General features: G+C 70.7%; 14 protein-coding genes. 6 read left to right on the forward strand and 8 right to left on the reverse strand.

The annotated features are described in order from the left end of the window. The first annotated feature begins 406 nt into the window (after nucleotides 1–406). Both ACIP82_RS23735 and ACIP82_RS23740 read left to right on the forward strand, forming a co-directional pair. Nucleotides 407–991, forward strand: coding sequence for a hypothetical protein (locus ACIP82_RS23735; RefSeq protein WP_363608021.1), 585 nt, complete (start codon nucleotides 407–409; stop codon nucleotides 989–991). A gap of 410 nt (nucleotides 992–1,401) precedes the next feature. Continuing rightward, nucleotides 1,402–1,728 carry a hypothetical protein gene (locus ACIP82_RS23740; RefSeq protein WP_400655917.1) on the forward strand — a complete coding sequence of 109 codons (327 nt, stop codon included), beginning with the start codon at nucleotides 1,402–1,404 and terminating at the stop codon, nucleotides 1,726–1,728. 195 nt (nucleotides 1,729–1,923) lie between these two features. Here ACIP82_RS23740 and ACIP82_RS23745 read toward each other — a convergent pair whose 3' ends face one another. Both ACIP82_RS23745 and ACIP82_RS23750 read right to left on the reverse strand, forming a co-directional pair. Further along, nucleotides 1,924–2,130, reverse strand: a complete 207-nt coding sequence (locus ACIP82_RS23745; RefSeq protein WP_400655919.1) for a DUF397 domain-containing protein — start codon at nucleotides 2,128–2,130, stop codon at nucleotides 1,924–1,926. Next, entirely contained in the window at nucleotides 2,120–2,956 is an 837-nt protein-coding gene (locus ACIP82_RS23750) for a helix-turn-helix domain-containing protein (protein WP_400655921.1), read from the reverse strand. Before ACIP82_RS23750 ends, ACIP82_RS23745 begins: the two co-directional genes overlap by 11 nt. A gap of 116 nt (nucleotides 2,957–3,072) precedes the next feature. Between ACIP82_RS23750 and ACIP82_RS23755 the strand changes: the two genes are divergently transcribed. Together ACIP82_RS23755 and ACIP82_RS23760 are read left to right on the forward strand one after the other, a co-directional pair. Continuing rightward, nucleotides 3,073–3,273 (forward strand): hypothetical protein, encoded by a 201-nt coding sequence (locus tag ACIP82_RS23755; RefSeq protein ID WP_400655923.1) that lies wholly within the window; start codon nucleotides 3,073–3,075, stop codon nucleotides 3,271–3,273. After that, nucleotides 3,273–3,521 carry a hypothetical protein gene (locus ACIP82_RS23760; protein ID WP_400655926.1) on the forward strand — a complete coding sequence of 83 codons (249 nt, stop codon included), beginning with the start codon at nucleotides 3,273–3,275 and terminating at the stop codon, nucleotides 3,519–3,521. The genes ACIP82_RS23755 and ACIP82_RS23760 overlap by 1 nt, the downstream gene beginning before the upstream one ends. Nucleotides 3,522–3,627: 106 nt before the next feature. Here ACIP82_RS23760 and ACIP82_RS23765 read toward each other — a convergent pair whose 3' ends face one another. Together ACIP82_RS23765 and ACIP82_RS23770 are read right to left on the reverse strand one after the other, a co-directional pair. Then, nucleotides 3,628–4,410 (reverse strand): hypothetical protein, encoded by a 783-nt coding sequence (locus tag ACIP82_RS23765; RefSeq protein ID WP_400655928.1) that lies wholly within the window; start codon nucleotides 4,408–4,410, stop codon nucleotides 3,628–3,630. Beyond that, nucleotides 4,407–5,348: an ABC transporter ATP-binding protein gene (locus ACIP82_RS23770; protein WP_400655930.1), complete on the reverse strand. Its 942-nt coding sequence runs from the start codon at nucleotides 5,346–5,348 to the stop codon at nucleotides 4,407–4,409. The genes ACIP82_RS23765 and ACIP82_RS23770 overlap by 4 nt, the downstream gene beginning before the upstream one ends. 189 nt (nucleotides 5,349–5,537) lie before the next feature. Here ACIP82_RS23770 and ACIP82_RS23775 point away from each other — a divergent pair, with 189 nt between their 5' ends. Both ACIP82_RS23775 and ACIP82_RS23780 read left to right on the forward strand, forming a co-directional pair. After that, entirely contained in the window at nucleotides 5,538–6,761 is a 1,224-nt protein-coding gene (locus ACIP82_RS23775; protein ID WP_400655932.1) for a sensor histidine kinase, read from the forward strand. After that, complete coding sequence (locus ACIP82_RS23780) at nucleotides 6,758–7,444, forward strand: response regulator (RefSeq protein ID WP_400655934.1); 687 nt, start codon at nucleotides 6,758–6,760, stop codon at nucleotides 7,442–7,444. The genes ACIP82_RS23775 and ACIP82_RS23780 overlap by 4 nt, the downstream gene beginning before the upstream one ends. A gap of 82 nt (nucleotides 7,445–7,526) precedes the next feature. On the opposite strand, the gene ACIP82_RS23785 is transcribed toward ACIP82_RS23780, so the two are convergent. From ACIP82_RS23785 to ACIP82_RS23800, 4 genes are read right to left on the reverse strand one after another with little or no spacing between them, the layout of a single operon-like run. Beyond that, complete coding sequence (locus tag ACIP82_RS23785) at nucleotides 7,527–9,311, reverse strand: glycoside hydrolase family 15 protein (protein WP_400655936.1); 1,785 nt, start codon at nucleotides 9,309–9,311, stop codon at nucleotides 7,527–7,529. A 55-nt stretch (nucleotides 9,312–9,366) separates the two neighbouring features. Continuing rightward, entirely contained in the window at nucleotides 9,367–10,260 is an 894-nt protein-coding gene (locus ACIP82_RS23790) for a carbohydrate ABC transporter permease (protein ID WP_400655938.1), read from the reverse strand. Next, nucleotides 10,247–11,326 (reverse strand): carbohydrate ABC transporter permease, encoded by a 1,080-nt coding sequence (locus ACIP82_RS23795; protein ID WP_400655940.1) that lies wholly within the window; start codon nucleotides 11,324–11,326, stop codon nucleotides 10,247–10,249. Before ACIP82_RS23795 ends, ACIP82_RS23790 begins: the two co-directional genes overlap by 14 nt. Next, nucleotides 11,316–12,566 (reverse strand): extracellular solute-binding protein, encoded by a 1,251-nt coding sequence (locus tag ACIP82_RS23800; protein WP_363613265.1) that lies wholly within the window; start codon nucleotides 12,564–12,566, stop codon nucleotides 11,316–11,318. Before ACIP82_RS23800 ends, ACIP82_RS23795 begins: the two co-directional genes overlap by 11 nt. Nucleotides 12,567–12,617 lie beyond the last annotated feature (51 nt).

Consider the following 12,617-nt stretch of genomic DNA (forward strand, 5'->3'; position numbering starts at 1 on the left):
TGGCCCGCCCGGCTGATGGCGGTGACCTGCGGGAACAGCCGGCGAGCGCGACGTGGGTCCGGCCTCCGAGCCCTGCCCGCCGCCGGCGTCGGCGGGCAGAGCTCTCCCCCTTGGGGCGTCTCGTTCCCTGAAGGCGGCTCACCTCGTCGCGTCGGCGGTTTCGGGCGTTCTGCCGCCGGAGGAGTGAGTGGGCATCAGGGATCACTCGGAAGGATCAACCGCCAGTCAATCGTCATATTTTCTAACTTATATGACGATCCATCAGTTCTCTGAATCCTTGCCCCGCCACCCGTTCGGCCCCCCCTGTGCCGGTCCTTCGATATGCCCGATATGACCGCCCTCGGTACGTTCAAATCACGAGGTCGGCGGCCCAGTCGACCAGTACAAGGATCAGGAGAAAAGTTCCATGCAGATCACCCGCGCAACCGTCATCACCGCGGCCGTAGGAACCGCCGCGGCCCTGGCCGCGACCGGCCTCACCTACGCCTCGGCCGCTTCCCAGCCGATGACCCAGGCGGCCCCGGTCGTCCAGCAGGCGGTCGCTCCCGCACAGGCGTCCTTCGTCAACGACGGCATGGGAAATGAGGGCAAGGGCAACGAGGGCAAGGGCCACGAGGGCAAGGGCTACGAGGGCAAGGGCCACGAGGGCAAGGGGCACCGGAAGCACCACGAGGAGGGCCGCATCCACATCAACGAGCGGACCTACTCCGCTCACTCGGGCGGCTGCATCACCGTGGTCAGCGGCCTGGGCGCCAAGAGCCTGAACATCCGCAACGACAGCCACAAGACCGTCGAGGTCTTCCGCGGGGCGGTCTGTGACGATGGTGCCCCCATCGCCACCGTTGGGCCCCGCAGCTCCAGCGACGGTGTGGACCCGCGTTGCACCGAGGGTGTCTTCGTCGAGCACGGAGTGGTGGCCAGCTTCCGGGTAGTCCGAGGCCACGAGGGTGGTCGCGAGGGCGGCCACGAGGGCGGCTACGAGGACTACTGATCCAGGCCTTCTCCAGAAGGCCAGGGCCGCAGTCCTCGGACACCCTGATGGATCGGGAACGCGCTCGGTCCAGACCTTTCTCCGCGAGCGGCAATAGCGTGGTCCGGCGTCACGACACGGTGGTCTGACCGACACCGAGACATCGCCGGGGAGCTGGACCACGCCGCGATCGGCGCTCTGTTGCCTCACGGACGCCCCCGCCTGGCTCTTGCCGGGCGGGGCGTCCGGGGGGCCGAGGCCCCCGGGACTGTCTCCTGGTGGCCCGATGGCGGCTTTGAAGTTCGGCCGTGATGCCGCTGGGACGTTCGTGTGGGCGTCTCGTGGACAGACGGTCGCTGGGGGGCAGCCAGAGGTCCCTGAACACGCGGCGCAGGTTGCGGCGCGTTCCCCAGGGGACTCTGGCGATGTGGTTGCGGGAGAAGCCCGAGGAGGTGTTCTCGGGCGGAGCCGTTCGCACTCGCGTTCGGGGTGTGTGGAATGCCGGGTCTGTCGCCGCGGTCACGGTGTCGCGGTTCGCCGAGACCCTGGCCGACCGCCAGACTGCGGAGCCGGCGGTCCGCGCGATCGACCGGAAATATGCTCTTGGCCTGGAATCTGTGGATCGAGAGTTCGATTTCACGATGCCGGCCAAGTTCCGGGCCCGGTCGGTCGAGCACGGCCGCGAGGACGGGTTGATCACCGTCGGGGGAAAGCAGTACACGGACTTACTCAGGTCATCGGCGCGGTACGGGATTTGAACCGGTTGGGGTTGGCCGGGGAGAGCGTGCGTACGGCGTTGGATGCGCTGACCGTCGCCGGCCCCTGTCCGGCTCGGTCGGGCGATGCCGGTGGCGGATCTTCGTACAGATCTACTACGTGCACACCGACGGGTTCGACTATCCACTCCGGGAGGCCGGGGTGCCCCACCGCCTGGCGCGGCGGGGCCGGGGCGGTCAGTGGGTGTCGAACTCGCCAGTGCGGACGGCAGTGATGAAGGACTGCCAGGAGGATGCCGGGAAGAGGAGGGCGGGGCCGCTCGGGTCCTTGGAGTCACGGACAGGTACGACGTTGATGTACCCCTCGGCAGTCTCGATGCATGCACCACCGCCACCGCTGTACGAACTCTTCCTCCAGAGGGCATTGCCCAGGTCAATGTCCATCCTCAAAGTCCTTCCGTACCGCGCGGATCATCGCCACGGATGCGGCTTGGCTCAGCGCCTCGATCTGCAGCCGATCGTAGCCCTTGACCAGCGGCATGACGCTCTCGATATCGCGGGTGAGGTGTCCGCGCTGCTCGTTTTCGGTGTATCCGAGCACCTTGCGATCAGGCATGGTAAGGAGGAACACCATGCGCATGAACGGTCGGTCTTCGCCCAGACTGAACGGCGCCACCTGGATGAGGACGTTTGGCCGCTTGGCCGACTCCTCAAGGTGCAGGAGCTGCGCGATCATCACCTCCCGCCCCCCGATTGGTCGCCGGATGCAACTCTCATCGAGGACCGCGTGGACGAGGGGCGGCGGCGTTCGTTCCAGACACTGCTGCCGAGTCATCAGAAAGTTCACCCGCTCGTCGGCCTGTTCCTGGGTGGCACCGCCGTTCCTGACGATCCCCGCTTCCAAAGCGGTCGCGTACTCCTTGGTCTGCAACAGCCCTGGAATGACACCGATCTCGAACAGCCGGATCTCGGCGGCCCGCGACTCGTAGTTGGCGTACTCCGGGAAGCCCGGGACCAGGGCCGTGTGCCGGTGCTGCCAGTACATCAGCGACAGTGTCCCGCCGGTTTCCAGGACCGCGTCCGCCCGGGCAGCGAACTGCTCACTCGGCGGGCGCTGCGCAAGTTCGACGAACGAGACGTACGACGGGTCGTACTTGCACTTGCGGGCCAGTTGGGCCTGCGTGAGTCCGCGGCCCTCGCGTGACCTGCGGAGCTGCACGCCGAAGGGGGCCCAGGGGGATGAGGTCGGGTCAAGGGTCTTCTTGTTCAAGGCGGTTTCCCCAACATTCGCCGAGGCCGAGGTCAAGTAGATCGCGGCTTCCGATGGTAGCTGCCTTCAGGCCAACATGGACACAGACCGTGAAATTCCGAGTACGGAGGGTTCGTATGGATCGTGTCCGAGTTCAGGCCACCAGGCTCCACGGCTACGGGATCCGTTGGGATCCCGCCGCCCGGCTCTACCGGGTGCGCAACGAGATCACGGGGGAGTGGCTGAGAGACGGCGACGGATCGCTGTGCGGCTTCTCCTCCTTCTCCGTCGCGGAGAAGGCCTGGCGGGGGTTCGAGTCGCACCGGGAGACGGTCTGATGGGGCCGATCCTCAACCGGGCGACCGCCGAGCAGCGCCGCGAGGCCGCCTTCGCCGTCGAGGAGCTGACGGCCGTCCTCGCTCTCGGTGACGCCAAGTTGCCCTCCCTCGAAGTGGACTGGGACTACGGGCGGTTGACCGGTGCCTACCTGATCAACCTCGGCTCGGCCCGTACCTCCCAGGTCCTGCGGATCACCGAACTCCTGCGAAAGGGCCTGCTCCATGAGCGACAGGCCGGCCAGGGCTGAACTCCTCCGCCCCCACGGCCGGCGAGCCGCCTGAAACGCGGAACGGGAAGTCGGCGGGTCCGACTTCCCGTTCGGGGGCTCCTCCAGGCAGCAGCCGGCCGGCCGGCTACGCGTCGCGACGGCTGAGGGTGAGGGCGGCCGCGGTGAGGGCGGCGGCGAGGTAGGCGGCGAGGGCCGCGAAGCAGCCGGCCGCGCCGAGCCGGGTGTCGCCGCCCGCCGAGGCGACGGTGGTGCCCAGACCCTCGAAGGCGCTCTGCAGGCCGAACCTCGAAACGCCGTCACCGAACGGCGCGAGCAGCATCGGCGACAGGAAGAAGAGGCCGAACAGCGCCGCGACCGCGCCGGCGGTGTGCCGGATGACGAAGCCGAGCGCGAGGCCGATGAGGGCGAACGCCGACAGGAACACCCCGCAGCCGACGACCGCGCGCAGCACGCCGGGGGCGGAGAGCGACACCGCGAGGTGCTTGCCGTCGATGGCCCGCTGACCGAGCAGGAAGGTCAGGAACGCCAGGACCTGTCCGAGCAGCGTGGCCGCGCCGCCGACGACCAGGGCCTTGGCGGCGAGCACCTGGCCGCGCCGGGGCACGGCCGCCAGGGTGGTGCGGATCTGGCCGGTGGTGTACTCGCTGGAGGCGGCCAGGGTCCCCAGGGTGCCGATCGCCAGGACGGCGACGTAGAAGCCGCCGGAGAAGCCGTACCGGACCGGGTCGAAGCGGGCGCGCTGCTCGGCGGTCCAGGCGTCCCAGTTGTCGGCGGCGCTGCCGTAGTCGATCAGGCCGATGAACAGTGCGGCGGCCAGCGCGACGAGCGCGGACAGGTAGGTCGCGCGGACGCTGCGCAGTTTGACCCACTCTCCGGCCAGGGCGCCACGGGTGGTCGGGGCGGTCATGTCTGCTTCCTCCTGAACATCGCGGCGGCGCCGGTCCGGGCGGCGCGGTAGTCGACCGCGTCGCCGGTGACGTCCATGAACGCCTGCTCCAAGGAGGCGTGCCGGACGGTGAGTTCGTGGACGCCGAGGCGGTGCGTGGCGGCCAGGTCGCCGATCGCCGCCGGTTCCAGTCCGCTGACGGCCAGCGCTCCGCCGGGCTCCTCCGCCACGGCCGCCCCGGCCCCGCGCAGCAGCCCGGCCAGCGCGGCCGGCTGCGAGGTGCGGACCAGGACGTCGGTGCGCGCGTTGTCGCCGAGGAACTCGGCGGTGGGCTGGTCGGCGACGAGCCGACCGCGGCCGATGATGACCAGGTGGTCGGCGGTGACGGCCATCTCGCTCATCAGGTGGCTGGAGATCAGGACCGTCCGGCCCTCGGCGGCCAGGTCCTTCATCAGGCCGCGGATCCAGTGGACGCCCTCGGGGTCGAGGCCGTTGACCGGCTCGTCGAACAGCAGGACCGGCGGATCGCCGAGCAGGGCGCCGGCGATGCCGAGGCGCTGCTTCATGCCCAGGGAGAACCGCCCGACCCCGCGTCGGGCCACCTGCTCCAGGCCGGTACGGGCCAGCACCTCGCGGACCCGGCGGGCGCCGATGCCGTTGGTGACGGCGATCCCGAGCAGGTGGTGGTAGGCCGAGCGGGACGGGTGGACGGCGCCGGCGTCCAGCAGCGCCCCGACCTCGCGCAGCGGGTACCGCATCGAGGCGTACGGCCGGTCGTTGACGAGTGCCCGACCTCGGGTCGGGGCATCCAGGCCCAGGATCATCCGCAGTGTCGTGGACTTGCCCGCGCCGTTCGGCCCGAGGAATCCGGTGACCCGCCCCGGCCGGACGGTGAAGGACAGCCCGTCCACCGCGACGGCGTCCCCGTAGCGCTTGGTGAGGTCGCGTACCTCGATCATCGTCGTGCCTTTCCGTCGACGTGGTTCCACTGGCGTGGCTCCCCTGACGGCTCCACGCTCCCGTCCACGCCCGGCCCGGTCGTCCCACCGCGGGCGGAACCGCCGCCTCCCGCGGGGCCCGGCCTCCGCCCGTGGTCATAGGCCTGCCGGGGGATGCCGCGACCGCGGGCCCGCCGATAGCCTGGGGAAATGTCCAACGCCCCGCACCCGCCGGTGACCAAGAGGCTGCGTCGCGGCCAGTGGGTGGCGATCGACGTGATGTTCTCCCTGGTCCTGACCCTGATCACCTGGGTGCGGGTGCTGGACGCCTACCGGGTGTTCGACCCGCACCACCGGGGATACCCGAAGCCGGCCCCGGCCGAGCTGGTGACGGTGCTGGGGTGCGTGGTGGCGGTGGGCGTGGCCATGGGGCTGCGCCGGCTCGGCCCGCTGTTCGCGGCCGGGGCGGTCTTCGCCGCGTGGGCGGTCGTCGTCGCGGTGGCCGGGCAGCTGACCGTCGCCAACCTGGCCGGCTTCCAGGTGGAGATCGCCGCGATGACGACCGTCTACCTGGTGGCGGCGACCCGCCCGCCGCGCCTCGGCGCCGCCGTCATGGTGCTCGGCCTGGTCGGCGCCGGGCTGAGCGAGTTCGGCTCGCGGGAGCTGTGGAACAACCTGGTGCTGGCCGCGCTGGCGGTGGTCACGGCCTGGTCGCTCGGCTCCGCGCTGGCCCGCTACCGCTCGTACAGTGCCGCGCTGCGCGAGCACCAGGCCGACGTCGCCAAGGCCGAACTCGCCCAGGAGCGGATCCAGTTGGCCAGGGAGCTGCACGACGTCATCGCGCACAGCATGAGCGTGGTCAACGTCCAGGCCGGCTACGGCCGTTTCGTCATCGGCCGGGACCCGGCACAGGCCGAGCAGGCGCTGGCCGCGATCCAGGCGGTGAGCCGGGACGCCATGGTGGAGATGCGCGGACTGCTGACCGTCCTGCGCGACGCCGGTGCCGAGGCCGCCGTGCCGCCCCCCGCGCCCCGCCTGGCCGACCTGGACCGGCTGGTGGCGAGCTGCGCCGAGGCCGGGCTGAAGGTCGAGCTGCGGGTGCGCGGCCAAGTCCGGGAGCTGTCTGCGGGGGTGGAGCTGTCCGCGTTCCGGATCGTCCAGGAGACGCTGACCAACGTCGTCAAGCACGCACACGCCGCGTCGGCCCGGGTGAACGTCGACTACGGGGAGGAGGCGCTGGCGCTGGAGGTGACCGACGCCGGGCGCGGCGGGCCGGTCGAGGCCGGCGGGCACGGCCTGGCCGGGATGGCCGAGCGGGTCGGGCTGTACGAGGGCACGCTGGACGCCGGTCCGCTGCCCGGCGGCGGGTTCCGGGTCCGCGCCGTCCTCCCGCTGGCCGGGCCGGCCGGTGCGCCCGGGGCGGATGCGGCATGAGCGACGGTCCGCCGATCCGCGTCGTCGTCGCCGACGACCAGACCCTGGTGCGCGTCGGCCTGAGCGGGATCGTCGCCGCCGCCGACGGCTTCGAGGTCGTCGGCGAGGCCGCCGACGGCGCCCAGGCCGTCCGGCTGGCCCGCGTCGAGCACCCGGACGTGGTGCTGATGGACATCCGGATGCCCGGCACGGACGGTCTGGAGGCCACCCGGCTGATCACCGCCGACAGCGGCGTGCGCATCCTGATCCTCACCACCTTCGACCTCGACGAGTACATCTACGGCGCGCTGCGCGCCGGGGCCTCCGGCTTCCTGCTCAAGTCCACCCCGCCGGAGGACCTGCTGGCCGCGATCCGGGTGGTCGCCGCCGGTGAGGCCCTGCTCGCCCCCAGCGTCACCCGCCGACTGATCCGCGAGTTCGCCGCCCGGCCCACGCCGTCGTCGGCCGGTGCCCGGGGCGGTGAACAGGAGCGGCTGCTGCGGGTGATCACCGGGCGGGAGGCGGAGGTGCTGACGCTGATCGGGCGCGGGCTGACCAACACCGAGATCGCCGAGGAGCTGTACGTCAGCACCGGCACGGTCAAGACCCATGTCGGGCACCTGCTGGCCAAGCTCGCCGCCCGGGACCGCGTCCAACTGGTGATCACCGCCTACCGCGCCGGACTGGTGGACCCGTCGGCCTGACACCCCCGGACTCCGCCGGAAACGCGGAAGGGGAAGTCGGACCGGCCGACTTCCCCTTCCGCGCGCTCGTTCCAGGCCGGGCTCAGCTGAGCCGCAGGGCGGTGTCGATCAGCGGGACGTGGCTGAACGCCTGCGGGAAGTTGCCGACCTGGCGCTTCTCGCGCGGGTCCCACTCCTCGGCGAGCAGGCCGAGGTCGTTGCGGATGGCCAGCAGCTTGTCGAAGAGCTCGTGTGCCTCGTCGGCCCGCCCGATCATCGCCAGGGCGTCGGCCAGCCAGAACGAGCAGGCCAGGAAGGCGCCCTCGTCGCCGGGCAGGCCGTCCACGCCCCCGCTGGTGGGGTAGCGGAGCACGAAGCCGTCCGGGGTGGAGAGTTCGCGCTGGATCGCCTCGACGGTGCCGATGACGCGCTTGTCGTCCGGCGGGAGGAAGCCGACCTGGGGGATCAGCAGCAGCGAGGCGTCCAGCTCCCGCGAACCGTAGGACTGGGTGAAGGTGTTGCGCTCCGCGTCGTAGCCGTGGGTGCAGACGTCCTGGTGGATGGTGTCGCGCAGCGTGCGCCAGCGCTCCAACGGGCCCTCGTGGGGCGTCTGTTCCAGCAGCTTGATGGTGCGGTCGACGGCGACCCAGGCCATCACCTTGGAGTGGACGAAGTGGCGGCGCGGGCCGCGCACCTCCCAGATGCCCTCGTCCGGCTCGCGCCAGTGCTCCTCCAGCCAGGAGATCAGCCGGAGTTGCAGCAGGTGGGCGTGGTCGTCGCGGGCCAGTCCGGTGCTGTGGGCGAGGTGCAGGGCCTCGACGACCTCGCCGTAGACGTCGAGCTGGAGCTGCCCGGCCGCGCCGTTGCCGACCCGGACGGGCCGGGAGCCCTCGTAGCCCGGCAGCCAGTCGAGCTCGGACTCGGCCAACTCCCTTTCCCCGGCGATGCCGTACATGATCTGCAGGTTCTCCGGGTCCCCGGCCACCGCGCGCAGCAGCCACTCGCGCCAGGCGCGGGCCTCGTCGCGGTAGCCGGTGCGCAGCAGTGAGGAGAGGGTGATGGTGGCGTCGCGCAGCCAGGTGTAGCGGTAGTCCCAGTTGCGGACGCCGCCGATGGACTCGGGCAGTGAGGTGGTGGGGGCGGCGACGATGCCACCGGTCGGGGCGTAGGTGAGGGCCTTGAGGGTGATCAGCGAGCGGATCACGGCCTCGCGGTAGGGGCCCTGGTAGGTGCACTGGCCGGCCCAGTCGCGCCAGAACTCCTCGGTGACGGCCAGCGCCTCCTCGGCGTCCGGGGCCTTCGGAGCCTCCAGGTGGGAGGCCTGCCAGGTGAGCGCGAAGGCGATCCGCTCACCGGCGGTGACGGTGAAGTCGGCGTAGGTGGTGAGGTCCTGGCCGTAGGTCTCGGCCTCGCCGTCCAGCCACACCGAGTCGGGCCCGGCGACGGCGACCGTACGGGTCTGGTCACCGTCCGAGACCTTGCGCACCCAGGGCACGATCCGGCCGTAGCTGAACCGCATCCGCAGCGCCGAGCGCATCCGGACGGTGCCGGCCACGCCCTCGACGATCCGGATCAGCTGCGGGGCGGTGCCGCGCGGCGGCATGAAGTCGACCACCCGGACGGTGCCTTCGGCGGTGTCCCACTCCTGCTCCAGCACCAGCGAGTCGCCCCGGTAGCGGCGCCGGCCGGCGGGCGGTGCGTCGGCCGACGGCGCGCCGGCCGGGCCGATCCGCCAGAAGCCGTGCTCGTCCGTCCCCAGGAGGCCGGCGAAGACGGCGGGGGAGTCGAAGCGGGGCAGGCAGAGCCAGTCGACCGAGCCGTCCCGGCCGACCAGGGCGGCGGTCTGCATGTCGCCGATCAGCGCGTAGTCCTCGATACGGGCGGCCACGTGGTTCTCCAGGATGGTTCAGGGGTCGGTCGGTACGGCGGACGGGCGGCCGGGTTCACTCCTTGAGCGAGCCCGAGTTGGCGCCGCGCACGAAGTAGCGCTGGAAGCAGAAGAAGAGGATCGCGACGGGGATGGTGGAGACCAGCGCCGCCGCCAGCTTGAGCGGGTACTGCGTCCCGGAGCCGAGCCCGCCGGAGACGAAGTGCGCCAGACCGGTGGTCAGGGTGTCGTGCTCGCTGGACTGGGTGGAGACCAGGAAGTGCGTGAACTCGTTCCACGAGCCCTGGAAGGAGAGCACGGTGAGCGTGATCAGCGAGGGGCGGGACATCGGCAGGACGACGGACCAGAAGACGCGCAGGACACCGGCGCCGTCGATGCGGGCGGCCTCCTCGATCTCGCGCGGCACCGACTCGAAGAACTGCTTCATGATGAAGATGCCCGCGGCGTCGACGAGCAGCGGCAGGATCATGCCGCTGTAGGTGTCGAACATGCCGAAGCTCTTCAGCACCAGGAACTTCGGGATCAGCAGCACGACGCCCGGGACGGCCATCACCGCGAGCACGAAGGCGAACAACAGCCGGCGGCCGGGGAACCGGAGCCGGGCCAGGGCGTAGCCCGCCATCGAGTCGAACAGCACCCGCCCGGCCGTGACCAGGACGGCGATCACCGTGGAGTTGCCCAGCCAGGTCAGGAACGGGACGTTCGCGACGCCGTCCGCCAGACCGAAGAGCCGCCGGTACGCGGCGAGCGTCCCGTCGCCCGGGAACAGCGACATCGGGTTGGCGGCCGCCTCCGGGTCGGTCTTGAAGCTGTTCGCCAGCTGGAGGAGGAACGGCAGCAGATAGAGCAGCGCGAACCCGGCCAGGGCCGTGTAGCCCAGGATCCGTACCGGCCTCGGGAAGCGGCCGAGGACCGGCCGCTCCTGTTCGGGCTTGTCAGCGTGTGGCACGGCCGGCTCCCTTCGGCTTCCGCTTCGGCTTGGCGTCCCGCTCGCGCAGGACCCAGCGCTGCAGGGCCGTGAGCAGCAGGATGATGGCGAGCAGGACGAACGCGATGGCGGCGCCCTGCCCGTAGTCGGCGTTGTCGAAGCCGGCCGAGTAGGACAGGTACGCGGGCGTCAGCGTGGTGTTGCCGGGGGCGCCCTTGCCCATCACATAGACCTGGTCGAAGACCTGCCAGGTGGAGATCAGCCCGAGGGTGAGGACCAGGAAGAGCACCGGCCGCAGCGCGGGCAGCGTGACGTGGCGCAGCAGCTGGCGCCGGTTGACGCCGTCCAGCGCGGCGGCCTCCTCCAGTTCGCGGGGGATGTTCTGCAGGGCCGCGAGGAAGATCAGCATGAAGGTGCCGGAGGTCGTCCAGACGGCCATCAGGATGAGGGTGCACATCGCCACCGACGGACCGGAGAACCACTCCGACCAGGAGAGGCCCAGCGGGCCGTGGCCCGCCGAACCCCCGCCCTGCGCGGGGCCGGAGACGCCGAACCAGCCGAGGACGACCCAGACGATGCCGCGTGGATCGGCGAACCAGTTCGGGCCCTTCACGCCCAGCCAGCCCAGCATCCGGTTGACGGCGCCGCTGCCCTGGAAGAGGAAGAGGAAGACCGTCGAGATCGCGATCGAGCTGGTGACCGAGGGGAAGTAGAAGACCGTCCGCAGCGCTCCCTTGCCGCGCAGCATCCGCTGGTTGACCATGATGGCGAGGAAGAGCGCCAGCACCGTCTGGAGCGGCACCGTGAGCACCACGTAGTACAGCGTGTTGCGCATCGAGGTGGCGAAGAGGGCGCGGTCCAGCCCGTCCTCGGTGAACAGGTTGCGGTAGTTCTGCAGTCCGACGAAGTCGGCCTGGCCGCTGAACGGGTTGGACTGGCCGTCCCAGTGCAGCAGGCTCACCCAGAGCGCCATCAGGATCGGCAGGACGAGGAACAGGCCGAGGACCAGGACCATGGGGCTGACGAACAGCCAGCCCCATGCTCCCTCACGCAGGCTTCGTCGGCCCGGCGTGCTGTTACTTGGCATTCTTCAGGGCCTGCTCGCCGTTGCGCTGGAGGTTGGCGAGGATGGTCGCCGGGTCGCCGGTCTTCAGCGACTGCAGATCGGTGTTGAACTGCGTGAGCACCTGGTTGAAGCCGGGGATGGTCACCGGCGCCTGGGAGTGGGCGACCCCGTCGACCCAGGCCTTGGACTGCGGGTACTTCTCGGCGTAGGTGGCCAGCGCGCTGGTGCGCGAGGGCATCACGCCGAAGGCGTCGGCGAAGTTCATCTGCTGGTTCGCCGAGGTCAGGTGCTTGACCAGGTCGACGCCGGCGGCCTGGTGCTGGCTCTTGGCGGCGATGCCCCAGCAGTTGCTGAACGCGAGGGTGCCCTGGCCCGCCGGGCCGGCGGGCAGCGGGAGCACCTTGTAGGAGAGGTCCGGGTAGTCGGCGGCCATCGCGCCCTTGAGCCAGTTGCCCTCGATGGTCATCGCGGCCTTGCCCTTGCCGAGCGCCTCGCCGCCCCAGCCGGCGTCCACCTCGGCCACGTACTTGGCCGAGCCGGCCTTCATCATGGACTGCACGTACTCCAGGGCCTGCTTGTTGGCCGGGCTGTCGGCGGTCATCGTGGTCTGCTCGGGGTTGGTGATCCAGCCGCCGGCCTGCTTCATCAGCGCGCCGAGCCGCTGGTAGTCCGGGGCGACGACCAGACCGGTCGTCCCGTCCTTGGTCAGCTTGGCGGCGTCGTCGGAGAGCTGCTGCCAGCTGGTGGGGTAGTCGGCCTCGGTCAGCCCGGCCTGCTGCCAGAGCGTGGTGTTGATCGCCAGCGCGAGGGTGGAGCTGTCCTTGGGCAGGCAGGTGAGCTTGCCGTCGTAGCTGAACGCCTTGCGCAGCTGCTCGGAGAAGTCCGAGGCGTCGGGGATCTGGTCCCCGTAGGCGTACAGCGAGCCGCCCTTGGCGTAGTTCGCGAACTGGTCGGAGTTGACGTAGAAGAGGTCCGGCGGGTTGCCGCCGGCGAACGCCTGGCCGAGCTGCTGGTTGATGTCGCTGGCGATCTGCACCGTGACGGTGTTGCCGGTCTGCTTGGCCCAGTCGGCGGTGGCGGCCTTGACCGCGGCGGTCTCGGCGTCGCCGGAGGTGGCTATCAGCACGTTCAGGCTCTGGCCTTCGCCGGAGGCCTGCGTGGCCGGTGAGTCGCTGAAGCCGCCGGAGGAGGAGCAGCCGGTGACGGCGCCGAGGGCGACGACCGCGCAGATGGCCGCGGCGAGGGTGCGAGTGGTGGCCATGCAGGTTCTCCTTGCGAGGGTGGGGGGTGCTTGGAGGGGGGGATGGAGGGC

Origin of the sequence: Kitasatospora sp. NPDC088548, from assembly GCF_044753005.1 — a bacterium.
Taxonomy (GTDB): Bacteria; Actinomycetota; Actinomycetes; order Streptomycetales; family Streptomycetaceae; genus Kitasatospora.